Consider the following 25,848-nt stretch of genomic DNA (forward strand, 5'->3'; position numbering starts at 1 on the left):
GTGCTGCCATCAAGCCTTGATTTCGATCGCCAATGCGTGCAGCCCCGCATCGGTGAATTTTTGCAGCGCATCATACACAAGGCGGTGCTGCGCCACCCGGCTGCGGCCGGCAAACGCCGGCCCGCCAATGCGCACGCGAAAGTGCGTGCCGTAGCCCAGGCCGTTGGCACCCGCGTGGCCGGAGTGCGCCGCGCTTTCGTCGAGCACTTCCAGCTGCGTGGGCGCCAGCGCTTTGCGCAGGCGTGCTTCGATGGCGGCCGCGGTGGGGATCACGGAGGCTTCGCTCATGGTTTTTTCTCCACTGCGTCATCGTCGTCCTTGATGAAACGCGCGATGTACAGCCCCTGGCCGACGATGAAGACTACCGGGAACACATAGCCCCAGAGCTTGAAGTTGACCCAGTCTTCGGTCGAGTAATAGGCCGCCACGTAGGCGTTGATGCCGGCCATGAACAGGAAGTAGGCAATCCAGGCGATGGTGAGGCGGGCCCAGACCGGGGCCGGCAGGTTGAGCTGGCTGCCGAGCAGGATCTGCAGGAAGTTCTTCTTCCAGATCCACAGGGCCGCGGCAAGCGCAATCGCCATGCTCGCGTAGAGCACGGTGGGCTTCCATTTGATGAAGCGCTCGTCCTGCAGGAACAGCGTGAGCGCGCCGAACACCAGCACCAGCAGCAAGGTGACCTTGTGCAAGGTCTGCAGTTTGCGGTCGCGGGCGTAGATCAGGCCGGTCTGCACGATGGTGGCGGCCATCAGCACCGCGGTGGCGGTGTAGATGTCGGCCATCTTGTAGGCCAGCACGAAGAGGGCAATCGGGAAAAAGTCGATGAGGAAACGCATCGCGCGATTATCGGCCTTGGCGCACAGGCTTCCTGATGCAGGGCTTAGGACGCCGCTGCGGAACTTGCGCCTTGTCACAAACTCTTTAGAGCAGCTCACCAAACCCCGCTTTCCCAACAGGAGTCCCCCGCGAATGACCGCCCAGGAACACCAGTCGATTCTCAGCATTGCCATGTTGGCGGCGTTTGCCGACGGCCACAAGGCCGACACCGAGCGCGAGGCGATCCGGCGCATGGCCGAAAGCCTGCCGCGCGAGGCCGGTGGCACCGAGCTGGTGCGCCTGTACCAGGACGTGCTGCTCAAGCGCGTGTCCCTGGCCGAGGCCGAGGCCGGCCTCACCGACGCCGGGCAGCGGCAACTGGCCTATGAAATGGCGGTCTGCGTGTGTGATGCCGACGGCCGCCAGAGCCCGGCCGAAGCCGCGTTCCTGGCCGACCTGAAAACCCGCCTGAAGCTCGACGGCCAGGAGGCCGCGGCCTTCGAGCGCGAAGCCGATGCGGTGCTGGACGCGGCCGACGAGGCGGTGCCCGCGGCGGCCACGGCCGCTGCGGCGCCCGTGGTAGCGTCCAGCGCGGCGCCCGGGGTGGACCTGGACAAATCCATCCTGAATTACGCGCTGCTCAATGGCGCGCTGGAACTGCTGCCGCAGTCCTGGGCCTCGATGGCCATCATTCCGCTGCAGGTGAAGATGGTCTACGCCATCGGCAAGGCGCACGGTGTGGAGCTGGACCAGGGCCACATCCGCGAGTTCATCGCGGCGGCGGGCGTGGGCCTGACCTCGCAGTACCTGGAGCAGTTCGGCCGCAAGCTGCTGGGTGGCCTGCTGGGCAAGGCGGCGGGGCGCAGCATCGGCCGCATCGGTGGCGCGGCCACCGGCATGGCGTTTTCGTTTGCCACCACCTATGCCCTGGGCCAGGTAGCCAAGCGGTACTACGCGGGTGGCCGGACGATGAGCACCGAGCTGCTCAAGCAGAGCTTCCAGGACCTGCTGGGCCCGGCCAAGCAGATGCAGGCGCAGTACCTGCCGCAGATCCAGCAGAAGGCCGCCACGCTGGACGTGGCGCAGGTGATGCAGATGGTGCGCGGCGGCGTCTGAGCGCCTCAGGGGCACCGTGGGCCCATCAGGGCGTGCTGCCCCAGCCACCGCCGAGCGCGGCGATCAGTGCCATGCTGGCGAGCAGCCGGTCGGCCTGGGTTTCCAGTGCGGCGCGCCGGCTGTTCAGCGCCAGGTTCTGCGCCGTGGCCACTTCCAGGTAACTCACCACGCCGGCGGCGTAACGGTTGTTGACCACGCGCAGGTTTTCTTCGGCCAGCGCGGCCAGCGTGGCCTGTTGTCCGGTCTGCTCGGCCAGCAGCGCGAGCGAGGACAACGCGTCTTCGGTTTCGCGCACCGCCTGCAATACGCTGGCGCGCCAGCCCGCGGCCAGCGCGTCGTAACCCGCTTCGGACTGCGCCAGCGCGGCACGCCGTGCGCCGCCGTCGAACAAGGTGGCCGCCAGCCGCGGGCCGAGGGACCAGGCGCGCACCGGTGCCTGCAGCCACTGCGACCAGCTGCCGCTCTGCAGCCCGGCGCTCAGGCCCAGGTTCAGGTCGGGCAGCCAGGCGGTTTGCGCCACACCCACGCGGGCATTGGCCGCCGCCAGCTGGTGCTGCGCCGCTGCCAGATCGGGCCGGCGCACCAGCAGCGCGGTCGGCAGTTGTGCCGGCACCGCAGGCAGGCCGGGCAGGGCGGCGGCCTGCGGCAACGAGAGTTCACCCGGCGTGCGGCCGGTCAGTTCGGCCAGGGCGTTGCGCTCCAGCGCGTGCTGGCGCTGGTTGCCCAGCACCTGGGTGCGCACCGACTGCCACTGGGTTTCGGCCAGGATCACGTCGGCCCGCGCGATCAGGCCGGCGGCGTACTGGTTGCGTGTGAGCTGCAGCGAGCGCTCGAAGGCCTGCAGGGTTTGCGCCAGCAGCACCTGCTGCAGCTCCAGCGAGCGCAGGCGCACGTAATGCTGGGCGGCACGCAACTGCAGCGCCAGGCGCAGCGCGCGGTGGTCGGCCTCGCTGGCGCTGGCGTCGGACTGCGCGGCCTGTTGCTGCAGGCCGATGCGGCCCCACAGGTCGGGCTCCCAGCCGATGTCCAGCCCGGCAGCAAACCGGTTCACCGTGGGCGTGCCGTCGGAACCGCCCGAGCGGGTGGCCGAGCCGGACACACCCACCTGCGGTGCGGCGGCGGCACCGGCGGCGTCCACCGCGGCCTGTGCCTGGCGCAGCCGCGCCAGGGCCTGCGCCAGGTTGGGGTTGGCGGCGGTCACGTCGGCCAGCAACTGGCTCAGCACAGGGTCCTGGAACGCCGTCCACCAGGTTGCGTTCTGCGCCGCCGCCGGGCCATCCGGCAGCGCCGCCACCGCGAGCCAGCCGGCCTGGTGGTGGAACTGTGCGGGCAAGGTGGTCTCGGGTGCCGGGTGCGGCAGGCTGCGGCTGGCGCAGGCGCTCAGCAGCAGGCCGCAGGCGGCCGCGGTCGCCAGGCGTTGCAGGGTGGGAGCGAAGGAACGGGTCATGGCGCAGCGGGCGAGGAAGACGGCGAAGACGATGGGGTGGCGCGTCGCGACCATTGCCGCAGGCGCTCCAGGTAGAGGTAAACCACCGGCGTGGTGTAGAGCGTGAGCAACTGGCTCACCGCCAGCCCGCCGATGATGGCCACGCCCAGCGGGCGCCGCATCTCCGAGCCTTCGCCGAAGCCCAGCACCAGCGGCACCGCGCCCAGCAGCGCGGCGAGGTTGGTCATGAGGATCGGGCGCAGGCGCAGGCGCGCCGCTTCGCGCACGGCGGCCAGCGGCATCAGGCCGCCACGGCGTTGGGCGTCGAGCGCGAAGTCGATCAGCAGGATGGCGTTCTTCATCACCACGCCGATCAGCAGGAACAGGCCGAGCAGCGCGATCAGACTGAACTCCATCTGCGCCAGCCGCAGCGCCAGCAGCGCACCGACGCCGGCCGAGGGCAGGGTGGAGAGGATGGTGAGCGGGTGCAGCGTGCTCTCGTACAACACGCCGAGCACCAGGTACACCGCGACCAGCACGCCCAGGATCAGCCAGGGTTGGCGCGCCAGCGTGGCCTTCAGGCCGTTGCGGTCTTCCTTGCGCTCGCCGGCGTAGATGTTGGAGGGCAGCATGAGCAGATCCAGCGCGCGCTCGATCGCCTGTTGTGCCTGCGGCAGCGTGACGCCGGGCGCCAGGCCGTAGTCGACTCCGATGGAGGCGAACTGCGCGTCGTGCTGTACGCGGTCTTGCGACAGGCCGTACTGCCATTGGGCAAATGCGCTCAGCGGCACCGGCTGCGCGTTGTGGTTCATCACCTGCACCTGGGCCAGTGCCGACGGGTCGCTGCCGAACAGCGGGTCGAGCTCCATCACCACGCGGTACTGGTTGAGGTCGTCGTACAGCGTGGCCACCTGGCGCTGCGAGAAGGCGTTGTTCAAGGCCGAGGCCACGCTGGCCATTTCCACGCCGTAGCGGCGCGCGGCTTCGCGGTCGATGGTGAGTTCGACCTGCTGTGCGTCTTCGCCGCCGGGCACGTTCACGTCCACCAGCTCGGGCAGGCGCTGCAGCGCATCGCCCACCGGGCGTGCCCACTGGCGCAGGGTCTGCAGCGAGTCCGAGCGCAGCACCAGGGTCTGCTCGCCGTCGCCGCCACCGTGTGCCTGCAGGCGGATGTCCTGCTCGACGTTGACGAACAGCATGGCGCCGGGCTGCAGCGGCGCGGTGCTGCGCAGGCGCTGCGCCACGACGGGCGCGGGGTCGCGTTCGGCCAGGGGTTTGAGGCGGACGCGGAACGCGGCGTTGCTGATGCCGGTGCGCGCGCCGGCCGTGCCGGTGACGTCGGCCACCGCCGGGTCGGCCAGGAGGTACTGGCGGTAGGCCTCGACCTTGGGCTGCATCACCTGGTACGAGAAGCCGTCGTCGCCGCGCACGAACGCGCTGAGCTGGCCGGTGTCCTGCGTCGGCAGCATGCCCTTGGGGCTGATGTTGTAGAGCCAGACGTTGAGCGCCACCACACCGGCCAACACCAGCAGGGCCACCACGCCGTGGCGCAGCACCCAGTCGAGCGAGCGCAGGTAACCCCGTTGTAGCGAGGCGAAGAACTCGCGCCCGGCCAGTGCCAGCCGGCCCGGCGCGCGGTCTTGCGCCGGCAGGGTGTGGGCGCACAACGCCGGGGTGAGCGAGAGCGAGACCGCCAGCGAGATCAGGATGGCCGCCGCCAGCGTGAGCGAGAACTCGCGGAACAGGCGCTCGATCACGCCGCCCATGAACAGGATGGCGACGAACACCACCACCAGCGCGAGGTTCATCGCCAGCAGGGTGAAGCCGACTTCACCCGCGCCGCGCATGGCCGCGCGCCAGACGCCGAAACGGGTCTGGCCGGTGCCGCCTGCGTGGCGCTGGCGTTCGATGTGGCGTTGCACGTTTTCCAGCACCACGATGGCGTCGTCCACCACCAGGCCGGCGGCCACGATCAGCGCCATCAGGCTCAGGTTGTTGAGCGAGAAGCCGAGCCACCACATCACCGTGAAGGTGCCGACCAGCGACACCGGCAGCGCCAGCGCGGGAATGAGCGCGGTGCGCGCCCGACCCAGGAAGGCCCAGACCACCAGCATCACCAGTACGCAGGCGATCAGCAGCGTCCACTGCGCTTCGGCCAGGGTGGCGCGGATGCCGGGCGAGCGGTCCATCACCACCGAGAGCTGGGTGTCGGCCGGCAGCAGCGCGCGCAGTTGCGGCATTTGTTCGTAGATCGCGTCCAGCGTCTGCACGATGTTGGCGTCGGCGCGGCGGCTGACCAGCAGCACGACGGCGGTGCGCTGATTGTGGTACCCGCTGGTGTAGCGGTTCTCCACCGAGTCGGTGACACGCGCCACGTCGGACAGCCGCACCAGCGCGCCCTGGTCGTGGCGCACCACCAGTTGGGCGAAGTCGGCCGCGCTGCGCATCGGCTGCGACAGCGCGATCTGCCAGCGCTGTGCGCCGTGTTCGATGGCGCCCAACGGCCGCCAGGCATTGGCCTCGCCAATCGCGCGGCGCACGTCTTCCATAGACAGGCCCAGGTGGGTGAGCGCGGCGCCGTCGAGTTGCACGCGTACCGCCGGCAGCGACGCGCCGTCCACCCGCACCTCGCCCACACCGACGATCTGTGACAGCTTCTGCGCCAGCACGGTGGAGGCGTTGTCGTACAGCACCGAGGGCGGCAGCTGTGGCGAACTCAGCGCCAGCGCCATGATGGGCGCCTGCGAGGGGTTGACCTTGCGGAACGAGGGATTGCCGCTCATGCCCGAGGGCAGTTGCCCCCGCGCCGCGTTGATGGCGGCCTGCACCTCGCGCGCGGCCTCGTCGATGTTGCGGCCGAGTTCGAAGTCCAGGTTGACGCGCGTGGCGCCCTGGTTGCTGCTGGAGGCGATGCGCGCCACGCCGGCGATGCTGCCGAGCGCGCGCTCCAGCGGCGCGGCCACCGTGGCGGCCATGCTCTCGGGGCTGGCACCGGGCAGGTTGGCGCTGATCTCGATGGCCGGAAAGTCCACCTGCGGCAGCGGCGCCACCGGCAGCAGACGCCAAGCCAGCGCACCGGCGAGCAGCACCGCCACCGCCAGCATGATGCTGGCGACAGGGCGGCGGATGAAGTAACGAGCGACCGCGTCCATGCGCGCTTCAGCTGGCTTGGGCCGCGCCGGTGGGGGCGCGGCGCCGGCCCCAGCGGTCGAACGCGAGGTACACCACCGGCGTGGTGAACAGGGTCAGCAGCTGGCTCATGATGAGCCCGCCGACCATCACGATGCCCAGCGGCTGGCGCAGCTCGGCACCCGAGCCGCTGGCCAGCATGAGCGGCACGGCACCGAACAACGCGGCCAGCGTGGTCATGAGGATCGGGCGGAAACGCAGCAGCGCGGCGCGGCGGATCGCTTCGCTCGGCGACAGGCCGAGACGGCGCTGCGCGTCGAGCGCGAAGTCGACCATCATGATGCCGTTCTTCTTCACCAGCCCAATCAGCAACACGATGCCGATGATGGCGATCAGGTCGAGCGGGCGGCCGGTGAGCAGCAGCGCCAGCAGCGCGCCCACCGTGGCCGAGGGCAGGGTGGAGAGGATGGTCAGCGGGTGCACCGCGCTCTCGTACAACATGCCCAGCACCAGGTACATCACCACCACCGCCGCCAGCACCAGCCACAGGGTGTTGCCGAGCGAGGCGCGGAAGGCCTGCGCCGCGCCCTGGAACGCCAGCTCCACCGACGCCGGCATGCCCAGGCGGGCGCGCGCGCCTTCGATGGCGGCCACGGCCTCGCCCAGCGAATGCCCGGGCGCGAGGTTGAACGACAGCGTGGCGGCCGGGAACTGGCCCAGGTGCTCCACCGACAGCGGCGCCAGCCGCTGCGACACGCGCACCACCGAAGACAGCGGCACCAGCGTGCCGCCGCCGGTGGGCGACACGTAAACCCGACTCAGCGCCGCCAGCCCTTCCTGCGCATTCACGTCGGCCTGCAGCACCACGCGGTACTGGCTGGCGTGGGTGAACAGGGTGCTGATCTGGCGTTGGCCAAAGGCGTTCTGCAATGCGGTGGCCACGTCGCCCACGCGCACGCCGAGGCGGGCGGCGGCGTCGCGGTCGATGTCCAGGTAGGCCTGCAGGCCTTCGCTCTGCAGGTCGCTGGCCACGTCCTGCAGCGCGGGTTGCTCGCGCAGTTCGGCCAGCAGGCGGCCGTTCCACTCGCGCAGCAGCGCACGGTCGGGCGAGCTGAGGGTGAGCTGGTACTGGGTGCGGCTCACGCGGTCTTCCAGGCCCAGTTCCTGCACCGGCTGGAACCAGCCGGTGATGCCCTGCACCCCGGCCGCGCGTTCGCGCAGGCGGTCAATGACCACCGCCGCGCCATCGCGTTCGCCGTGTGGCAGCAGGTTGACCAGCATGCGGCCGCTGCCCAGCGTGCTGTTGCCGCCATCGACGCCGATGGACGAGGACAGGCTGGCGACCGCCGGGTCTTGCAACAGCGCATCGGCCAGGCGCTGCTGGCGTTCGCTCATGGCGGCGAAGGAAATGCTCTGCGGCCCTTCGGTCACCACCTGGATCACGCCCGCGTCCTGCTGCGGGAAGAAACCCTTGGGCACCGCGAAGTAGAGCAGGGCGGTGGCGGCCAGGGTGGCGGCCAGCACCACCAGCGCCAGGGGCTGGCGGGCCAGCACCCAGTCGAGCCCACGCGCGTAGGCGGCAATGGTGCTGTCGAGCCAGTCGCCGCGGGCGTGTCCGTGCTCATCGCCGTGGCCCTGCGGCATGGCGCCCAGCATGCGCGCCGACATCATGGGCGTGAGCGTGAGCGAGACCACCAGCGAGATGGTGATGGCCACCGCCAGCGTGACGGCGAACTCGTGGAACAGGCGGCCGACCACATCGCCCATGAACAGCAGCGGGATCAGCACCGCCACCAGCGAGACGGTGAGCGAGACGAGCGTGAAGCCGATCTCTTTCGCACCCTTGAGCGCCGCCTCCATGGGCGAGGCGCCCATCTCGCGGTGGCGCGCGATGTTCTCCAGCATCACGATGGCATCGTCCACCACGAAGCCGGTGGCAATCGTCAGCGCCATCAGGCTGAGGTTGTTGAGCGAGAAGCCCAGCCAGGCCATCACTGCGAACGTGCCCACCAGCGACAGCGGCACCGCCACGCTGGGGATCAGCGTGGCGCCGGCCGTGCGCAGGAACGCAAAGGTGACCGCCACCACGAGGGCAATGGCGAACAACAACTCCATCTGCACGCCGCGGATCGAGGCGCGGATGCTCTCGGTGCGGTCGGTCAACACCTGCACCTGCACCGCGGCCGGCAGGGCGGCGGTGAGTTCGGGCATGAGCGCGCGCACGCGGTCGGCCACCTCGATCACGTTGGCGCCGGGCTGGCGCTGGATGTTGACCAGCACCGCCGGCTGGGCCGCGCATTCGCGCCCGATGCCGGGTTCGGCGTGAGCCGCGGGCGCCTGGCAACCCAGGCCCGACCAGGCGGCGAGGAAGCGGTCTTCCGCGCCCTGTTCCACCTTGGCCACGTCGGCCAGGCGCAGCGGTGCGCCGTCGGCAAAGGCCACGATCAGCTGGCGGTACTCGTCCACGGTGCGGATCTGGTCGTTCGCGTCCAGCATGGTCGAGCGCGTGGGGCCGTCGAAGCTGCCCTTGGGCTGGTTCACGTTGGCCGCGGTGATGGCGCTGCGCAGGTTTTCCAGGCTCAGCCCGTGGCGCGCCAGGGCGCCCATGTCGGCGCTGATGCGGATCGCCGGGCGCTGGCCGCCGGCCAGGCTCACCATGCCGACGCCGGGCAGGCGGGCGATCTTCTGCGCCATGCGCGTGTCCACGAGGTCCACCACCTCGGGCAGCGCCAGCGTGCTGGAGCTCACGGCCAGGGTGAGGATGGGCGTGTCGGCCGGGTTCACCTTGCGGTAGATCGGCGGCGCCGGCAGATCGGACGGCAGCAGGTTGGACGCGGTATTGAGCGCGGCCTGCACCTCCTGCTCGGCCACGCCCATGTCCACTTCGAGTGCGAAGCGCAGCGTGAGCACCGAGGCGCCGGCCGAGCTGGTGGAGGCCATCTGCTGCAGGCCGGGAATCTGGCCCAGGCTGCGTTCCAGCGGCGCGGTGACGGTGCGCGCCGTCACGTCCGGGCTGGCGCCAGGGTGGAAGGTATAGACCTGGATGACCGGGTAGTCCACCTGCGGCAGCGCGGCCACGGGCAACTGCCGCCAGGACAACAGGCCGGCGATCAGCACCGCCAGCATGAGCAGCGACGTGGCGACCGGGCGCAGGATGAAAGGGCGCGAGAGCTGCATGACGGCGGCGCCCGCTCAGGCGCCGGCGGCAGGTGCGGCGGGCGCGGCAGCGGGGGCGGTTTTGCCCTCCACGATGGTGGCGGCGCGTCCTTCGCGCAGCCGGTCCAGGCCTTCCAGCACCACGGCTTCGCCGGCCTTCAGGCCGTCGAGCACCACGGTGCGGCCTTCGCTGGTCGGGCCCAGCTTCAACACGCGCACCGTGGCTTTGCCGTCCACGATCACGTACACATAACTGCCACGCGAGCCGTGTTGCACCGCATCGGCCGGAATCGTCATGGCGTCCGGCAGGGTTTGCAGTGCCAGGCGCAGGTTGACGAACTGGTTCGGGAACAGGGCGTCGTCGGTGTTGTCGAAGCGCGCCTTCAGGCGCAGCGTGCCGGTGGCGGCGTCGATCTGGTTGTCGAGCGTGTCGAGCACGCCGGTGGCCAGGCGCTGGCGGCCGTCGCGGTCCCAGACCTCGGCCACCGCGGCCGGCTTGGCGCCGTGCGCGGCGCGCACCGCCGCCACCTGCGGCTCGGGCACGGTGAACAGCACGGTGATGGGCCGCGTCTGCAGCACGGTGAACAGGCCGTCGGCGGCGTTCTCGGCCACCAGGTTGCCCACGTCGACACGGCGCAGGCCGACGCGGCCGGAGATCGGCGCGGTGATGCGCGCGTAAGAAAGTTGCAGCCGGGCGTCGTCCACCTGCGCCTGGTCGGCCTGCTGCGTGCCCTGCATCTGCTGCACCAGGGCTTCCTGGCGCTCCAGCTCGAGGCGGGCGATGGAGTCCTGCTTGAACAGCTCGCGGTAACGCGCCAGCTCGCTCTGCGCGTGCTTGAGCTGCGCCGCGTTCTGCTGCTGCTGGCCCTGGGCTTGCGCCAGGCGCACGCGCAGCGGCTCCGGGTCCACCTCGGCCAGCAACTGGCCCTTTTCGACGAAGTCACCTTCGCGCACCGCCACCCGCATCAACTGCCCGGCCACGCGGCCACGCACGGTGACGGCGTTGTAGGGCGACACCGTGCCGATGGACTGCACCTGCACCGTGAACGGTCCCTGGCGCGTGGCCTCCACCAGCACCGGCACCGGTTGCGACCAGGCGCCGGGCCCGGCGGGTGGCGTGTTGCCGGCCGGGCGCAACAGGAAGTACCAGACCGCGACCGCGATCAGCAAGACCAGCAGCAACAACGCCAGCAGGCGCGGTGTGAAGAAAGAGGAGCGGGCGGGCGAAGGGTCTGCGGAAGGGATATTGGACGGCATGGACAACAGCGAAAAAAAGGGCATCCGCCCGTGGGCGGCGCTGGCCATGCCCGCGCCAGCGCAGACGGCTGGATCGGGAGGCTATGAATGATAACGATTCTCAAAGACAGGGCGTGGCGCGCACCTGTGGCTGGCAGGGCCGTGGTGGTCCTGCGGGCTGGTGTTCAGGCGGGAAAGCGCGGCGGCACCTGCAAGGCGCCGTGGCTTCTGTTGCCCATGTGCCGGTCGGTCAAGGTGAGGGCCTGGCCCGCCTGTTCGGGCGGCGGCCCATCGTGCGCGCCGCGCAAGAACACGCGGGGCGGCACCGTCCGGCAACGCAGCGAATGTAAATCAGCGCACGCAAACGCTTCCGTTTGTGAAGCAATATCGCCAGAACTTGCGGGGTCTATCTGGTGCCGCCATGCCCTCGCCGCGGCATCGCGACGGCCCTTGACGGCACAACGGGAGGCGCTGGCCTCCCGTTGTTGATGGCATTCGTGCGCCCCGCCATGGCAGCGGGGCGTGCCGTCACTGCGTCATGGCATTCAGGGTGCTGGCTTCGGCCGCTGCCGTGTCCGGCGCCATCGCGGCGGCGGCCAGGCTCATGGAGCGCAGGCGCAGATCGGCGTCGAACAGGTCGCTGACGATCATGAATTCGTCGGCCTCGGTCGCGTCGGCCACCTGCTGCAGGCCTTCGCGCACCGTCTTCGGGCCGCCGATCACGGCCACCGCCAGGAAGTCGGCAATGGCCGCGCGTTCCTGCGCGTGCAGGCTCTGCATGAAGCCCTGCACCGGCGGTGGCAGCTGGCCGCGTTTGCCGGTGAGGATGCTGAGCACCCGCTGGTAGGTGCTGCTGGCAAGGAACTCCGCTTCCTCGTCGGTCTCGGCCGCGATCAGCGGCACACCCACGATGGCATAGGGCTTGGCCAGCGTGGCCGAGGGTTTGAAGTGGGTGCGGTACACGTCCAGCGCCTGCAGCAGCAGGCGTGGCGCGAAGTGCGAGGCAAAGGCATAGGGCAGGCCACGCTCGGCCGCGAGCTGGGCCGAGAACAGGCTGGAGCCGAGCAGCCAGATCGGCACGTTGGTGCCGGCGCCGGGGTTGGCGATGAGGCGCTGGCCGGGCGTGGCCGGGCCCAGCAGGCGCTGCAACTCGGCGACGTCGCGCGGGAAATCGGCCTCGGTCTCCACCCGGTCGCGCCGCAGCGCACGCATGGTGTGCGGGTCGGTGCCGGGCGCGCGGCCCAGACCCAGGTCGATGCGGCCGGGGTACAGCTCGGCCAGCGTGCCGAAGGCCTCGGCCACCACCAGCGGCGCGTGGTTGGGCAGCATCACGCCGCCGGAGCCGACGCGCATGGTCCTGGTGCCACCGGCGATGTGGCCGATCAGCACGGCGGTGGCCGAACTGGCGATGCCGCTCATGTTGTGGTGCTCGGCCAGCCAGTAGCGCGTGAAGCCGAGCGACTCGGCGTGCTGCGCGGTGCGCAAGGCGATGGCCAGCGCGTCGGCCACGGTGCCGCCTTCGCGCACGGCCACGAGGTCGAGCATGGAGAGGCGGATGTCGGAGAGTGTTGTCATGGAATCTTTCAACGCGTTTCAAGAGGCCTGCGCCGTGCGAAGTGCTGCCCTCCAGGGACGGCGAGGGTCCGGCTCCGCCAGCCCCAGCCGTCGTCCCCCTCCCGCCGCAGGCGAGAGAGGGGGAAGGCGCCACAGGCGCCACAGGGGGTGGCGTCAAGCCTGCGGCAGGAAGCCCTCCACCGACAGGTAACGTTCGCCGGTGTCGTAGTTGAAGCCCAGCACCACCGCGTTGGCCGGCAGCTCGGGCAGTTTCTGCGCGATGGCCGCCAGCGTGGCGCCGGACGAAATGCCGACCAGCAGGCCTTCTTCGCGTGCGCTGCGGCGCGCCATCTCGCGCGCCGGCTCGGCCTCGACCTGGATCACGCCGTCGAGCAGGCTGGTGTCGAGGTTGTTCGGGACGAAGCCCGCGCCGATGCCCTGGATCGGGTGGGGCGAGGGCTGGCCGCCGGAGATGACGGGCGAGGCCGTGGGCTCGACCGCGAACACCTTGAGCCTGGGCCAGCGCGCCTTGAGCACACGCGCCACGCCGGTGATGTGGCCGCCGGTGCCCACGCCGGTGATGATGGCGTCGAGGCCCTCGGGGAAATCGGCGGCGATCTCTTCCGCCGTGGTGCGCACGTGCACCTCCACGTTGGCCGGGTTGTTGAACTGCTGCGGCATCCAGGCACCGGGGGTGCTGGCGACGATTTCTTCGGCACGCGCAATCGAGCCCTTCATGCCTTTCTCGCGCGGCGTGAGGTCGAAGCTGGCGCCGTAGGCCAGCATCAGGCGGCGGCGCTCGACCGACATGCTGTCGGGCATCACCAGCACCAGCTTGTACCCCTTGACCGCGGCCACCATGGCCAGGCCGATGCCGGTGTTGCCCGAGGTCGGCTCGACGATGGTGCCGCCGGGCTTGAGCGCACCCGAGCGCTCGGCGTCTTCCACCATGGACAGCGCGATGCGGTCCTTGATCGAGCCACCCGGGTTGCTGCGCTCGGACTTGATCCAGACCTGCTGGCTGGCACCGGCGAACAGGCGTTGCAGGCGGATATGCGGCGTGCCGCCGATGGTCTCGAGTACGTTCCGGGCTTTCATGGTGTGTCCTTCGTCGGTTGCAGTTCCAGGGAGGCGGAGTTCATGCAGTAGCGCAGGCCGGTGGGCGTGGGGCCGTCCTCGAACACGTGGCCCAGGTGCGCACCGCACTGGCTGCACACGGTTTCCACGCGCACCATGCCGTGGCTGCGGTCGGTGATTTCGGTGATGGCGCCGGGCACGGCTTGCGAGAAGCTGGGCCAGCCGCAGCCGGCGTCGAACTTGGTGTGCGAGTCGAACAAGGTGTTGCCGCAGCAGATGCAGTGGTAGCTGCCGTCGGCCCAGACCTGCTCGTACTTGCCGGTGTAGGGGCGCTCGGTGTGGGCGTGGCGCGTGACGTCAAACGCGCGTGGCTCGGCGCCCTTGGCGGCCAGCACGTCGCGCCATTCGGCTTCGGATTTCTGCACGGGATAGGTCATGGGGTCTCCTTCAAAGGTTCAGATGCCGGCGCACCCTCCAGAGGTGCCGCGGAACCGGCTTCGCCGGGCCGCAGGCGTCACCCAGGAGGGGGGGCGCGTGCAGCGCGGCGGGGTGACTCAGGATGAACAGCTGATCTCGATCTGGCTGGCCCAGTCGGGCGGGAAGGCGGCCAGGTCTTCCTGGCCCGCGAGCGCTTCAAATGGGTGCTCCAGCGCATTTTGCAAGCGCGCGAGTTCGCTGAAATCGCCTTGCCTGGCGCGCTGGATCGCCAGCTCGCCGAGGTGGTTGCGCAGCACCACCTGCGGGTTGGTGGCCAGCATCTGGGCCTGGGTGGTGGCGGCGTCGAAGCCGGCTTGCGCCTGCAGCCGTGCCTGCCAGCGCCCAGCCCAGGTGTCGAAGGCCTCGCGCTGCAGGAACAGGTCTCGCACCGGTTCCAGCGGGCCGTTCGCGGCATGGCTGAGGCGGCGCCAGAAGATGGTGAAGTCCACCGCGTCGGTGGCCATCAGCTTCATCAGCGTTTCGGTGAGATCGGCGTCGCCGTCCTGCACCTCGCTCAGGCCCAGTTTGGCGTTCATGCGGCGCTGCAGGGCGGCCGGCATCAGCGCCTTGTAGGGCTCCAGCGCATCCAGCGCCTGCTGCTGGTCGTCCATCAGCGGCAGCAGCGCCTGGCCGAGTGCGAACAGGTTCCAGTAGGCGATGTTGGGCTGGCGGTTGTAGGCGTAACGCCCGCCGGTGTCCGAGTGGTTGCAGATGTGGCCGGGGTTGAAGGCGTCGAGGAACTGGAACGGACCGTAGTCGATGGTCAGGCCCAGGATGCTCATGTTGTCGGTGTTCATCACGCCATGACAGAAACCCACGGCCTGCCATTGCGCCACCATTTCGGCGGTGCGTGCGGCCACGGCTTCGAGCAGGGCCGCGTAGGGGTTGCCGGGCTGCTGGCGGCATGCCGGGTAGAAGTTGTCCACCACGAAGTCGGCCAGCTGGCGCAACTCGTCGTGCATGCCGTTGTGCGAGAAATGCTCGAAGTGGCCGAAGCGGATGAAGCTGGGCGCCACGCGCGTGACCACCGCGGCGGTCTCGATCTCTTCGCGCCGCACCGGGGCGTGCGAGCCGGTCACGCACAGGGCGCGGCTGGTCGGGATGCCGAGCGCGTGCATGGCTTCGCTGCAGAGGAATTCGCGGATGGAGCTGCGCAGCACGGCGCGGCCGTCGCCCATGCGCGAGTAGGGCGTGAGCCCGGCGCCCTTGAGCTGCACCTCCTGCAGGCCGGCGGCGGCATCCACCTCGCCGAGCAGGATGGCGCGGCCATCGCCGAGCTGGCCCGCCCAGTGACCGAACTGGTGGCCGCTGTAGACGCTGGCCAGCGGTTGCGTGCCGGCAATGGCAAGGTTGCCGGTGAAGGCATCGAGCGCGGCGGGCGAGGCGAGCCAGGCGCGGTCCAGCCCGATCAGGTCGGCCACGGCCGGACTGGTGCCCACCCATTCGGGTGCGGGCAGCGGGGTGGGGGAGCGCAGGGTGTAGAAGGCTTCGCCCAGGCCGGCGAAGCGGTTGCGCCAGGGCAGGCCAAGGTCCAGGCTGGCGGCCAGGTCAACGGGTCGGTTCATGGCCGCCATTGTCGCCATCGGGGCCGACATGGCGCGGCGCAGGGTCAATCGGCTTCGGACGGCACCGCGGCCTGCAGCTCGTCCAGGCCCTCGGGGCAGAGCAGGCGCGTGCGGTACTGGCCGGGCGACACGCCGAACCAGCGCTTGCTGGCCCGGAAGAAGTTGCTCTGGTCGGCAAAGCCCAGCATGTCGGCCACCTGGCCCAGCGCATAACGCGGCTCGGCCAGGTATTTCTGCGCCAGTTCGCGGCGCGCATCGTCCAGCAACTGCTGGAAGCTGGTGTCTTCTTCCTGCAGGCGGCGCTGCAGGGTGCGGTCGGCCATGGCGAGGCTGCGGGCGATGTCTTCGCGCCGTGGCTCGCCCAGGTGCAGGCGGCGCACGATTTCTTCGCTCACGCGGTGGCCGGTGCTGGCGTTGCCCAGGCGTTCCAGGCGCGCCTCGATCACGCGCTGGTGCATGCCGAACAACACCGGGTCGCTGGAGAGCAGCGGCGCTTCGAGGTCGGACTGGGCCAGCAGCATGCGGTTGCTGGGCTGGCCGAAGCGCACAGGGCAGCCGAAGGCGCGCCGGTAGGGTTCGTCGTTGTCCGGTTGCGGGTAGGTGAACTCCACCGCCAGTGCCTGTATGTCGCGCCGCGTGATCCAGCGGCACAGCGTGGCCACCGTGAGCAGGCTGTATTCAAGCCGCTGGCGGGGCAGGGGTTGTGCGTTGCCGAACAGGTCGATCGCCAGCCAGCAGCCGTCGGGCACCGGTTCGAACTCGAGCGTGATGGCGTCCGAGATCACCGCGTAATAACGCGCCAGGCTTTCCAGGCCGGCCATGAGCGTCTGGCTGGCCAGCATCACGTAACCGATCACGTCGAAGTTGACGTGGCGCCTTGGCTGCTCACGGTCCATGCCCAGCGTGGGGTCGCCCGAGCGGAGCACGGCCAGCTCCCACAGGCGGCTGATGGCATCGACGTCGATGCGCGCGTCGGGTTTGGCGAGCACGGCCACGTCGATGCCGGAGGCGGTGAGCAGGCGCTGCGCGTCCAGGCCCTGCGCGGCGAACATGTCGGCCAGGCCCTTGACCCAGATGGACGAACTGCTTCTTTTGCTGAGGGATTGGCGTCGTGAAGTCACTCGATTGGTCGTGTTGCGATAGCGGCCCATGGGCCATCGCTTCCTAGAATTTTCGTGGACGGTTCAGGTCGCCACACAAGAGCGATTCAACGGGATTTCAAAAGCGGGCGCAAGCGGATTTACGCCTACGGAAAACCAGCGGAGACAAGACATGAAGATCAAGACATCGGTGTACACGGCCCTGTGTGCGGGCGCGCTCGGCATGCTGCTGGCCGCCTGTGGTGGTGGTGGCGACAAAACGCCCGAGGTACCGGCGCCCGAAGTGCGCCAGACCAGCCTGGGCACGGTGACGGGCCGCAACGACGCTGCCAGCAACGGCACCTACGCCTGGAAAGGCATTCCCTATGCCCAGCCGCCCGTGGCCGCGCTGCGCTGGAAAGCGCCGCAGGCGCCGGCCAGCTGGACCGGCAGCCGCGACGCCACCCGCTTCGGCAACGCCTGCTTGCAGAACGGCCGCCTGTATGGGCCTGGCAGCAACAACCGCTACGACACCACCATCGGCACCACGCTGGGCACGCCGGTGGGCCACGAGGACTGCCTCACGCTCAACGTCTGGCGCCCGGCCAACGACACCACCGGCCTGCCGGTGATTGTGTTCGTGCACGGCGGCAGCAACATCACCGGCTACACCGCCGACCCGCTGTACGACGGCGCGGCCCTGGCGCGCAGCGCCAACGCGGTGGTGGTGACCATGAACTACCGCCTCGGCGTGCTGGGGTTCCTCAACCTGCCGCCGCTCAAGACCGGCCTGGATGCGCTGGAAGATTCGGGCAATTTCGCCTTGCTCGACATCGTGCAGGCGCTGAAGTTCGTGCAGCAGAACATGGGCAGCTTCGGCGGCAACAAGGACAACGTGACGCTGATGGGCCACTCGGCCGGCGCCACCAACATCTGGGCCTTGATGGCCTCGCCCAGCGCCGCCGGGCTGTTCCACAAGATCGTGCCGCTGTCGGGCGGCATCTCGCTGGCGAGCAACCTGCCGGCGAACACCATCCCCTCGCTGACCCCGGCCACGACAGCGCAGGGCAATGGCCTGCTGGCCGGGCTGGTGATCGCGGCCGGGCTGGCCACCGACGACGCGGGCGTGCAGGCCTGGCTCGCCACCCAGTCCACGGCACAGGTGGCGGCCTTTCTGCGTGCGCAGAGCGGCAACGAGGTGCTGCGCACCGTGCTCGCCCGCACGCTGGGCGGCTCGGGCCCGATCCCGGATGGCACGGTGCTGCCGCTGGACCCGATTGCGGCCTTCAGCGCCGGCCACTACAACAAGGTGCCCGTGCTCGCCGGCACGACGCTGGAAGAGGGCAAGCTGTTCCCGGGTTTCCTGCCCTTGCTGGGCGCGGCATTCCCGCCGGGCTTCACGGTCAACGACGCCCAGCTGTTCACGCTGCTGCATGACTTCAACCCCGATGCGCCGACCACGCTGACCGAGGGCGACATCCTGAACCCGGCCTACGTGCCGTCCACCACCCCGGGCACGGGCTGGACCGCGTTGACCGGCGTGCTCACCAACGCCTCGTTCACCGTCGGCCGCGACAACGTGCTCAACGCCCTGCGCACGCAGCAGAGCGACATCTGGTACTACCGCTTCGACTGGGCGCAGAACCCCGCGCCCTGGAACACGGTGTACGGCGCGGCGCACGGCTTCGACCTGCCGTTCGTGTTCGGCAACTTCGGCCCCTCGCTGCTGGCCAACGCCATCGGCAGCGGCGCCAACCGCCCGGGCCGCGAGGCCTTGGCGGGCCACATGATGGCCTCGCTGGCCAGCTTTGCGCGCACCGGCAACCCCAACCACACCGCGCTGGGCACCACCTGGCCGGCCTGGCCCGGTCAGCTGCACTTCAACGGCTCGCTCACGCAGGCCCAGATCAGCACGGCACCGTGAAGGGGGCAGCTGTCACGCAACGGACACGGCGCCACGGATTACGTGGAACCTCGGGGTTTGCCCGCAAGCCAAGCGGCTACGATGACCTGCATCCGTAACCCCCTCACCGACAGGAGACATCCCATGCTGGGCCAGATGCAGAGCCAACCCCTTTTGATTTCCTCACTGATCGTGCACGCCGAGCGGCACCACGCGAGCGGGGAAATCGTCTCCCGCCGTGTGGAGGGCGACATCCACCGCAGCACCTGGGGCCAGATCGCCAAACGTTCGCGTCAGGTGGCGCGTGCGATCGACGGCCTGGGCCTGGCGCAGGGCGACCGCGTGGCCACGCTGGCCTGGAACGGCTACCGCCACCTGGAGCTGTATTTCGGCGTCAGCGGCACCGGCCGCGTGCTGCACACGCTCAACCCGCGCCTGCACCCCGAGCAACTCGTCTGGATCGTCAACCACGCAGAAGACCGGGCCGTGTGTTTCGACATGACCTTCCTGCCGCTGGTGAAGGCCGTGGCCGCGAAGTGCCCGACGGTGAAGCACTGGATTGCCCTGTGCGACGCCGACAAGCTGCCGGCCGACAGCGGCATTCCCGGCCTGCAGAGCTACGAAGCCTGGATGGGTTCGCAGCCCGACACCTACGAATGGCCGACCTTCGACGAGAACTCCGCGTCGAGCATGTGCTACACGAGCGGCACCACGGGCAACCCCAAGGCCGCGCTGTACTCGCACCGCTCCACGCTGCTGCACGCGTTCGGCGCGGCGCTGCCCGATGCCATGTGCCTCTCGGCGCGCGACAGCGTGTTGCCGGTGGTGCCCATGTTCCACGTCAACGCCTGGGGCCTGCCGTATGCGGCAGCGGCCATCGGCTGCAAGCTGGTGTTCCCCGGCCCGGCGCTGGACGGCAAGTCGGTCTACGAACTGATCGAAGCCGAGCAGGTGACCATGGCCGCCGGCGTACCCACCGTGTGGCAGATGCTGCTGGCCCACCTGCAGTCGAACAAGCTCAAGTTCAGCACGCTCAACCGCACCGTGATCGGCGGCTCGGCCTGCCCGCCGGCCATGATCAGCGCCTTCAACGACGACTACGGTGTCGAGGTGCTGCACGCCTGGGGCATGACCGAGATGTCGCCGCTGGGCACGGTCTGCACGCTGAAGAACGCGCAGGTGGCGCTGCCGCCGGCCGAGAAGCTCGCGGTGCGCCTCAAGCAGGGCCGCGCCATCTTTGGCGCCGACATGAAGATCGTCAACGAAGCAGGCGACGAGCTGCCCTGGGACGGCAAGACCTATGGCGACCTGCTGGTGCGCGGCCCCTGGATCATCGCCAGCTACTTCAAGGGCGAGGGCGGTGACCCGCTGCACTACGACGCACAAGGCAAGGGCTGGTTCCCCACCGGCGACGTGGCCACCATCGACGCCGACGGTTTCATGCAGATCACCGACCGCAGCAAGGACGTGATCAAGTCCGGCGGCGAGTGGATCAGCTCGATCGACGTCGAGAACATCGCCATGGCGCACCCCTCGGTGGCGATGGCGGCCTGCGTCGGCATGAAGCACCCCAAGTGGGACGAACGCCCCATCGTGGTGGTGGTGAAGAAACCCGGCACCGAGCTCACGCGCGAGGAACTTCTGGCGTTCTACGAGAACAAGATTGCCAAGTGGCAGATCCCCGACGACGTGGTGTTCGTCGACGCGATCCCGCTCGGCGCCACCGGCAAGATGCAGAAGATGACCCTGCGCGAGCAACTCAAGGACTACGTGTTGCCGGGCGCGTGAGGGCGCGGCCCGCGGCACTTCACCAGGCGGCGTTTTGTCGCCTGCGTGATAGATGCCCGGGCAATCCCCTACGCTGCACTGCACCCGATGCCCTTACCCTGCGTTCATCGATTCCCGACACCTCAAACAGAAGGAGACAAAGAAATGAAATGGACCGTGAAAATGATTGCTGGCGCCGCCATGGTGGTGGCCGCAGGTGCTTCATTTGCCCAGGCGGGTGAAACCGTCAAGATGGTGCGGATCGACCCGCTGACCGGCCTTCTCGGTCCCGTGGGTGTGAGCCAGAACAAGGGCTACCAGTTCTTTGCCGAGAAGTTCAGCGGCAAGGGCAACCCGGCCGGGGTGAAGTTCGAAGTGGTCGCGGTCGACAACAAACTCAGCCCGGCCGAAAGCCTGAACGCGCTGAAGGCCGCCATCGACCAGGGCGTGCGTTACATCATCCAGGGCAACGGTTCGTCCGTGGCGCTGGCGCTGGCCGATGCGGTGGAAAAGCACAACGCCCGCAACCCCGGCAAGGAAGTGCTGTACCTCAACGACTCCGCGGTCGACCCCGACCTGACCAACAGCAAGTGCAGCTACTGGCACTTCCGTTTTGATGCCGACACCTCGATGAAGATGGAGGCCATGGCCAGCTACATCGCGACCCAACCCGACATCAAGAAGGTCTACTTCCTGAACCAGAACTACTCGCACGGCCACCAGGTGGTGAAGTACGGCAAGGAGTCCCTGGGCCGCAAGCGCCCCGACATCCAGTTCGTGGGTGAAGACCTGACCCCGCTGGCCCAGACGCGCGACTTCGCGCCCTACATCGCGAAGATCAAGGCCTCCGGCGCCGACACCGTGATCACCGGCAACTGGGGTTCCGACCTCTCGCTGATGATCAAGGCCGCGAACGAGAACGGCTACAACGGCAAGTTCTTCACCTACTACGCGGGCGTCACCGGCACGCCGGCCGCACTGGGCTCCAACGGCGCAGGCCGCGTCTACCAGATTGCCTACAACCACTACAACATGGGTGGGCAGATGGACAAGTGGATGCAGGAGTTCAACCAGAAGTACAACGACGACTTCTACACCGGCGCCACCATCCGCATCTTCGAATTCCTGGGCGCGGCCATGGCCAAGGCCAAGTCGACCGACCCGGTGAAGGTGGCAGCGGCCCTGGAAGGCCTGACCGTCAAGAGCTTCAACGGCGAAGTGCAGATGCGCAAGAACGACCACCAGCTGCAGCAGCCGCTGTACATGTCGGTCTGGCAGAAGGCCGACGCCAAGTACCCCTACAGCCCGGAAAAAACCGGCATGACGCTGGCACCGGTGGCGGAGTACCCGAACTACGTGTCGAGCACGCCGACCAGCTGCCAGATGAAGCGGCCGGGGTAACAAGAGCACCCCCGCCGCGCTGCGCGCGACCCCCTCCAGGGGGCGGCACTGGCGGCCCGGCTAAGCCGGTTCCGCGGTGCCTCTGGAAGGGGACACGTCGCGCCGGCTGCTGACACTTCTTTGGATGTGTCACCTCAAGAGCCCGATCGGGTTGCCGTATCGGGCTCTTCTATATTCCGCGATGAGAAAGGTCTGAGGGAATGGAGTTTTTCATCATCTCGATGCTGAACGGCTTGAGCTACGGGCTCCTGCTGTTCATGCTGAGTTCGGGTCTCACGCTGATCTTCAGCATGATGGGCGTGCTCAATTTCGCGCACGCCAGCTTCTACATGCTGGGGGCCTACATCGGCTACAGCGTGGCGCAGTTCGTCGGCTTCTGGCCGGCGCTGGTCATCGCCCCCATCCTGGTCGGCCTGCTGGGTGCCGGTTTCGAGCGCCAATGCCTGCGCAAGGTGCACAAGTACGGCCACGTGCCCGAGCTGCTGGTGACCTTCGGCCTGTCCTACGTGATCGTCGAGGTGGTGCAGCTGATCTGGGGCCGCATCGCGGTTGAGTTCCGCCCGCCCGAAGAGCTGCGTGGTCCGGTCTTCACTCTCATCAACCACGCCACCGAAGGCCTGCGGCTGGTCTGGGGCGCGGCCACGCCCGAGATGTGCAGTGCCGCCGACGCCGCCGTGCGCGTGGTCTGCTCGCCGTTCCCCGCCACGCGCGGCTTCATGATGCTGGTGGCGGTGGTGATGCTGGCCTCGGTCTGGCTGTTGCTCACGCGCACCCGCATCGGCCTGGTGATCCAGGCCGCGCTGACCCACCCGGACGCGGTGGAGTCGCTCGGCCACAACGTGCCCCGCGTCTTCATGCTGGTGTTCGGTGCCGGCTCCGCGCTGGCCGGCCTCGCCGGTGTGATTGGCGGCAGCACCTTCCTCACCGAGCCGGCCATGGCCGCCACGGTGGGCTCGGTGATCTTCGTGGTGGTGGTGGTCGGTGGCATGGGCTCGCTCTCGGGCGCCTTCGTCGCCTCCATCCTCATCGGCGTCATCCAGACCTTCGCCGTGGCCTTCGAGTACTCGCTGGCGACGCTGGCGCAGCAACTCGGCGTGCCCCTGTCCGACGCCGTGGCCAACAACTCGTACGTCAAACTCACGCTGTCGCAGGTGGCGCCGATCCTGCCGTACCTGTTCCTGGTGCTGATCCTGATCTTCCGGCCGCGCGGCCTTCTGGGCAAGCGGGAGACCTGAACGATGAGCGCACAACACTACAGTTTCAAACCGCTCAACGTCGGCCGCTGGCTGACCTGGGGCCTGTTCGCGCTGCTGCTGATCGTGGCGCCGAAGATGTTCACCAGCGGGCTGGCCATGACGGTGCTGTCCCAGATGGGCATCGCCATCATCGCCTGCCTGTCCTACAACATCCTGCTGGGGCAGGGCGGCATGCTCAGCTTCGGCCACGCGGTCTACACCGGCCTGGGTTCGTTCATGGCGATCCATGCGCTCAACCGCGTCACCGAGGGTGTGCTGAGCCTGCCGGTGTCGCTGGTGCCCATCGCCGGTGGCCTGGCGGGTGTGTTCTTCGCCGTGCTGTTCGGTTATGTGACGACACGCAAGGCGGGCACCACCTTCGCCATGATCACGTTGGGCCTGGGCGAGCTGGTGTTCGCGCTCTCGCTGATGATCCCCGAGTTCTTCGGCGGCGAGGGCGGGGTGTCGGGTGACCGCATGACGGGCGAGCCCTTCATGGGCATCACCTACGGGCCCCAGGTGCAGGTGTATTACCTCATCGCGGTCTACACCTTCGTCTCGGTGGCGTTGATGTTCGCGTTCACGCGCACGCCGCTGGGCCGCATGCTCAACGCGGTGCGCGACAACCCCGAGCGGGTGGAGTTCGTGGGTTACGACACGCAGAAGGTGCGCTACTTCTCGTTCATCATCGCCGGCTTCTTCGCCGGCATCTCGGGCGGCCTGGGCGCGATCAGCTTCGAGATCGTGACCGCTGAGGTGGTGGGCGCGGCGCGCTCCGGCGCTTACCTGCTGTTCACCTTCCTGGGTGGTGCCACCTTCTTCTTCGGCCCGATCATCGGCGGCATCCTGATGGTGCTGGCCTTCGTGCTGCTGTCGGAGTTCACCAAGGCCTGGCTGCTGTATCTCGGGCTCATCTTCCTGTTCATGGTGATGTACGCGCCCGGCGGCATCGCCAGCCTGATCATGATGAACCTGCGCGTGGCCGCCTTCGGCAAGCTGCGCGGCCTCTGGGTGAGTTACCTCGCGCTCGCAGGCACGGCGCTGGTGATGCTGGGCGGCGCGGCGGCCATGATCGAAATGATCTACCACCTGCAGCTCAACACCACGTTGGGTTCCGAACTGCGTTTCCTGGGTGTGCCGCTGGACGCCAAGGGCCTGGACAGCTGGTTCGGCGCCGGCCTGGTCACGCTCACCGGCCTGGGTCTGTTCGAGATCACGCGCCGCCGCTTCCTGAAGGAGTGGGGCGAGATCCAGGAGTACATCGAGAAAGAAATCAAGCGGAGGGAAAGCCTGTGAGCACGGCACCATCGACCTATGCGCTGGAGCTCAAAGACCTGCGCAAGAGCTTCGGCAAGACCGAAATCATCCGCGGCGTGAACCTGGCCGTGAACGCCGGCGAGCGCGTCGGCATCATCGGCCCCAACGGGGCCGGCAAGTCCACGCTGTTCAACCTGATCAGCGGCCGCTTCGCGCCCAGCAGCGGCGAGGTGCTGCTCAACGGCCAGCGCATCGACGGCAAGAAGCCGTTCGAGATCAACCGCGCCGGCCTCTCGCGCAGCTTCCAGATCACCAACATCTTTCCCAAGCTGAGCGTGTTCGAGAACCTGCGCTGCGGCGTGCTCTGGAGCCTGGGCTACAAGTACAGCTTCCTCAAGTTCCTGGCCAACCTGCACGACGCCAACGAACGCGCCGAGCAGCTCATGGAGATGATCAAGCTCGACCGCAAGCGCGACGTGCTGGCCATGAACCTCACCTACGCCGAGCAGCGCGCGCTGGAGATCGGCATCACCATCGCCGGTGGCGCCAACGTGATCCTGCTCGACGAACCCACCGCCGGCATGAGCAAGAGCGAGACAGCCCGTTTCATTGCGCTCATCAAGGAAGTGACCGTGGGCAAGACCCTGCTGACGGTGGAGCACGACATGGGCGTGGTGTTCGGCCTGGCCGACCGCATTGCCGTGGTGGTCTATGGCGAGGTGCTGGCCTTCGACACCCCCGCGGCCGTGCGGGCCAACGCACGCGTGCAGGAGGCCTACCTGGGCTCGCACGTGGCCGACACCCAGGGAGCGGCAGCATGAGCCATCCCCACGAGAGGGCACGGCCCTGCGGAGTACCGACATGCTGAAAATCGAGAACCTTCACGCCTACTACGGCAAGAGCCACGTGCTGCACGGGGTCAGTTTCGACGTGCAGCCGGGCGAGATCGTCGCGCTGCTGGGCCGCAACGGCTCGGGCCGCTCCACCACCGCCAAGGCGGTGATGGGCCTGGTGGACTGCGAAGGCAGCATCCACTGGAAGGACCAGCAGATCCTGGGCCGCAAAGCCTACGAGGTGGCCCACCTGGGCCTGGGCTACGTACCCGAAAGCCGTGACGTCTTCCCCACACTCACCGTGCAGCAGAACCTGATGCTGGGCCAGAAGGGCAAAGGGAAGGGCTCGCGCTGGAGCTTCGAAGACATGTACAACATGTTTCCGCGCCTGCGCGAACGCCAGCACACCGAAGCCGGCGTGCTCTCGGGCGGCGAGCAGCAGATGCTCACGCTGTGCCGCACCCTGATGGGCGACCCCGACCTGATCATCATCGACGAACCCACCGAAGGCCTGGCGCCGAAGATCGTCGAGCTGGTCGGCGAGTACCTGCAGACCCTCAAGTCGCGCGGCGTCTCGGTGCTGCTGATCGAACAGAAGCTGACGATTGCCATGGCGATCTCCGACCGGGCGCTGGTGATGGGCCACGGCAGCATCGTGTTCCAGGGCACGCCGGAGAGCCTGCGCGCCGATCCTTACACGCGCAAGGAGTGGCTGGAGGTTTAGATGGGTTCCCCCCGCGCCGCCTTCGGCGTCACCGCCCCAGGGGGCGATGCCCGTGGGCCGGCGCAGCCGGACCCTCGGCATCTCTGGACGCAGGCAC

Annotated in this window: 19 protein-coding genes; 8 read left to right on the forward strand and 11 right to left on the reverse strand. The window is 68.6% G+C overall.

Features of this window, described 5'->3' with window-relative positions; all coding sequences use genetic code 11:
• Positions 1-9: 9 nt before the first annotated feature.
• Together HPA01S_RS00975 and HPA01S_RS00980 are read right to left on the reverse strand one after the other, a co-directional pair.
• The gene (locus HPA01S_RS00975; RefSeq protein WP_066265493.1) at positions 10-288 is read right to left on the reverse strand and encodes a BolA family protein; all 279 of its coding nucleotides are present in this window, start codon (positions 286-288) and stop codon (positions 10-12) included.
• Complete coding sequence (locus tag HPA01S_RS00980) at positions 285-836, reverse strand: septation protein A (protein WP_066265494.1); 552 nt, start codon at positions 834-836, stop codon at positions 285-287. Before HPA01S_RS00980 ends, HPA01S_RS00975 begins: the two co-directional genes overlap by 4 nt.
• A gap of 133 nt (positions 837-969) precedes the next feature.
• Between HPA01S_RS00980 and HPA01S_RS00985 the strand changes: the two genes are divergently transcribed.
• A complete protein-coding gene (locus HPA01S_RS00985) occupies positions 970-1,932 on the forward strand; it encodes a YcjF family protein (protein WP_066265497.1) in 963 nt (320 codons plus the stop codon).
• A gap of 25 nt (positions 1,933-1,957) precedes the next feature.
• Here HPA01S_RS00985 and HPA01S_RS00990 read toward each other — a convergent pair whose 3' ends face one another.
• From HPA01S_RS00990 to HPA01S_RS01030, 9 genes are all read right to left on the reverse strand, one after another.
• The gene (locus HPA01S_RS00990) at positions 1,958-3,379 is read right to left on the reverse strand and encodes an efflux transporter outer membrane subunit (RefSeq protein WP_169801485.1); all 1,422 of its coding nucleotides are present in this window, start codon (positions 3,377-3,379) and stop codon (positions 1,958-1,960) included.
• On the reverse strand, positions 3,376-6,510 hold the full coding sequence (locus HPA01S_RS00995) for an efflux RND transporter permease subunit (protein WP_066265501.1): 3,135 nt from the start codon (positions 6,508-6,510) through the stop codon (positions 3,376-3,378). Before HPA01S_RS00995 ends, HPA01S_RS00990 begins: the two co-directional genes overlap by 4 nt.
• A 7-nt stretch (positions 6,511-6,517) precedes the next feature.
• Entirely contained in the window at positions 6,518-9,664 is a 3,147-nt protein-coding gene (locus HPA01S_RS01000) for an efflux RND transporter permease subunit (RefSeq protein WP_066265503.1), read from the reverse strand.
• A 15-nt stretch (positions 9,665-9,679) separates the two neighbouring features.
• Positions 9,680-10,900, reverse strand: coding sequence for an efflux RND transporter periplasmic adaptor subunit (locus tag HPA01S_RS01005; RefSeq protein WP_084360401.1), 1,221 nt, complete (start codon positions 10,898-10,900; stop codon positions 9,680-9,682).
• Positions 10,901-11,407: 507 nt separating this feature from the next.
• Positions 11,408-12,454, reverse strand: coding sequence for an LLM class flavin-dependent oxidoreductase (locus tag HPA01S_RS01010; protein ID WP_066265506.1), 1,047 nt, complete (start codon positions 12,452-12,454; stop codon positions 11,408-11,410).
• A 153-nt stretch (positions 12,455-12,607) separates the two neighbouring features.
• A complete protein-coding gene (gene cysK, locus HPA01S_RS01015; RefSeq protein WP_066265508.1) occupies positions 12,608-13,531 on the reverse strand; it encodes a cysteine synthase A in 924 nt (307 codons plus the stop codon).
• Complete coding sequence (gene msrB, locus HPA01S_RS01020) at positions 13,528-13,947, reverse strand: peptide-methionine (R)-S-oxide reductase MsrB (protein WP_066265509.1); 420 nt, start codon at positions 13,945-13,947, stop codon at positions 13,528-13,530. Before msrB ends, cysK begins: the two co-directional genes overlap by 4 nt.
• Positions 13,948-14,064: 117 nt before the next feature.
• Entirely contained in the window at positions 14,065-15,582 is a 1,518-nt protein-coding gene (locus HPA01S_RS01025) for a protein adenylyltransferase SelO (protein WP_370670973.1), read from the reverse strand.
• Positions 15,583-15,596: 14 nt separating this feature from the next.
• Entirely contained in the window at positions 15,597-16,673 is a 1,077-nt protein-coding gene (locus HPA01S_RS01030; protein WP_306307098.1) for an AraC family transcriptional regulator, read from the reverse strand.
• 151 nt (positions 16,674-16,824) lie between these two features.
• Between HPA01S_RS01030 and HPA01S_RS01035 the strand changes: the two genes are divergently transcribed.
• The 7 genes from HPA01S_RS01035 (at position 16,825) to HPA01S_RS01065 (ending at position 25,751) form a co-directional block, all read left to right on the forward strand.
• Positions 16,825-18,555, forward strand: coding sequence for a carboxylesterase/lipase family protein (locus tag HPA01S_RS01035; RefSeq protein WP_066265515.1), 1,731 nt, complete (start codon positions 16,825-16,827; stop codon positions 18,553-18,555).
• Positions 18,556-18,678: 123 nt separating this feature from the next.
• Positions 18,679-20,322, forward strand: a complete 1,644-nt coding sequence (locus HPA01S_RS01040) for a 3-(methylthio)propionyl-CoA ligase (RefSeq protein WP_066265518.1) — start codon at positions 18,679-18,681, stop codon at positions 20,320-20,322.
• Positions 20,323-20,466: 144 nt separating this feature from the next.
• The gene (locus HPA01S_RS01045) at positions 20,467-21,702 is read left to right on the forward strand and encodes a branched-chain amino acid ABC transporter substrate-binding protein (RefSeq protein WP_066265523.1); all 1,236 of its coding nucleotides are present in this window, start codon (positions 20,467-20,469) and stop codon (positions 21,700-21,702) included.
• Between the two features lie 200 nt (positions 21,703-21,902).
• On the forward strand, positions 21,903-22,937 hold the full coding sequence (locus HPA01S_RS01050) for a branched-chain amino acid ABC transporter permease (RefSeq protein ID WP_066265525.1): 1,035 nt from the start codon (positions 21,903-21,905) through the stop codon (positions 22,935-22,937).
• Positions 22,938-22,940: 3 nt separating this feature from the next.
• The gene (locus HPA01S_RS01055) at positions 22,941-24,233 is read left to right on the forward strand and encodes a branched-chain amino acid ABC transporter permease (RefSeq protein WP_066265526.1); all 1,293 of its coding nucleotides are present in this window, start codon (positions 22,941-22,943) and stop codon (positions 24,231-24,233) included.
• A complete protein-coding gene (locus HPA01S_RS01060) occupies positions 24,230-25,015 on the forward strand; it encodes an ABC transporter ATP-binding protein (RefSeq protein ID WP_066265529.1) in 786 nt (261 codons plus the stop codon). The genes HPA01S_RS01055 and HPA01S_RS01060 overlap by 4 nt, the downstream gene beginning before the upstream one ends.
• A gap of 40 nt (positions 25,016-25,055) precedes the next feature.
• Positions 25,056-25,751 carry an ABC transporter ATP-binding protein gene (locus tag HPA01S_RS01065; RefSeq protein WP_066265532.1) on the forward strand — a complete coding sequence of 232 codons (696 nt, stop codon included), beginning with the start codon at positions 25,056-25,058 and terminating at the stop codon, positions 25,749-25,751.
• Positions 25,752-25,848: the final 97 nt, after the last annotated feature.

The sequence above is a fragment of the Hydrogenophaga palleronii NBRC 102513 genome, assembly GCF_001571225.1.
In the GTDB taxonomy this organism is placed as follows: domain Bacteria; phylum Pseudomonadota; class Gammaproteobacteria; order Burkholderiales; family Burkholderiaceae_C; genus Hydrogenophaga; species Hydrogenophaga palleronii.

Excerpts from the sequence above, each read along its gene's own strand:
- HPA01S_RS00975 (WP_066265493.1), bottom strand. The coding sequence starts at position 288 with ATGAGCGAAGCCTCCGTGATCCCCACCGCGGCCGCCATCGAAGCACGC.
- HPA01S_RS00980 (WP_066265494.1), bottom strand. The coding sequence starts at position 836 with ATGCGTTTCCTCATCGACTTTTTCCCGATTGCCCTCTTCGTGCTGGCC.
- HPA01S_RS00985 (WP_066265497.1), top strand. The coding sequence starts at position 970 with ATGACCGCCCAGGAACACCAGTCGATTCTCAGCATTGCCATGTTGGCG.
- HPA01S_RS00990 (WP_169801485.1), bottom strand. The coding sequence starts at position 3,379 with ATGACCCGTTCCTTCGCTCCCACCCTGCAACGCCTGGCGACCGCGGCC.
- HPA01S_RS00995 (WP_066265501.1), bottom strand. The coding sequence starts at position 6,510 with ATGGACGCGGTCGCTCGTTACTTCATCCGCCGCCCTGTCGCCAGCATC.
- HPA01S_RS01000 (WP_066265503.1), bottom strand. The coding sequence starts at position 9,664 with ATGCAGCTCTCGCGCCCTTTCATCCTGCGCCCGGTCGCCACGTCGCTG.
- HPA01S_RS01005 (WP_084360401.1), bottom strand. The coding sequence starts at position 10,900 with ATGCCGTCCAATATCCCTTCCGCAGACCCTTCGCCCGCCCGCTCCTCT.
- HPA01S_RS01010 (WP_066265506.1), bottom strand. The coding sequence starts at position 12,454 with ATGACAACACTCTCCGACATCCGCCTCTCCATGCTCGACCTCGTGGCC.
- cysK (WP_066265508.1), bottom strand. The coding sequence starts at position 13,531 with ATGAAAGCCCGGAACGTACTCGAGACCATCGGCGGCACGCCGCATATC.
- msrB (WP_066265509.1), bottom strand. The coding sequence starts at position 13,947 with ATGACCTATCCCGTGCAGAAATCCGAAGCCGAATGGCGCGACGTGCTG.
- HPA01S_RS01025 (WP_370670973.1), bottom strand. The coding sequence starts at position 15,582 with ATGTCGGCCCCGATGGCGACAATGGCGGCCATGAACCGACCCGTTGAC.
- HPA01S_RS01035 (WP_066265515.1), top strand. The coding sequence starts at position 16,825 with ATGAAGATCAAGACATCGGTGTACACGGCCCTGTGTGCGGGCGCGCTC.
- HPA01S_RS01040 (WP_066265518.1), top strand. The coding sequence starts at position 18,679 with ATGCTGGGCCAGATGCAGAGCCAACCCCTTTTGATTTCCTCACTGATC.
- HPA01S_RS01045 (WP_066265523.1), top strand. The coding sequence starts at position 20,467 with ATGAAATGGACCGTGAAAATGATTGCTGGCGCCGCCATGGTGGTGGCC.
- HPA01S_RS01050 (WP_066265525.1), top strand. The coding sequence starts at position 21,903 with ATGGAGTTTTTCATCATCTCGATGCTGAACGGCTTGAGCTACGGGCTC.
- HPA01S_RS01055 (WP_066265526.1), top strand. The coding sequence starts at position 22,941 with ATGAGCGCACAACACTACAGTTTCAAACCGCTCAACGTCGGCCGCTGG.
- HPA01S_RS01065 (WP_066265532.1), top strand. The coding sequence starts at position 25,056 with ATGCTGAAAATCGAGAACCTTCACGCCTACTACGGCAAGAGCCACGTG.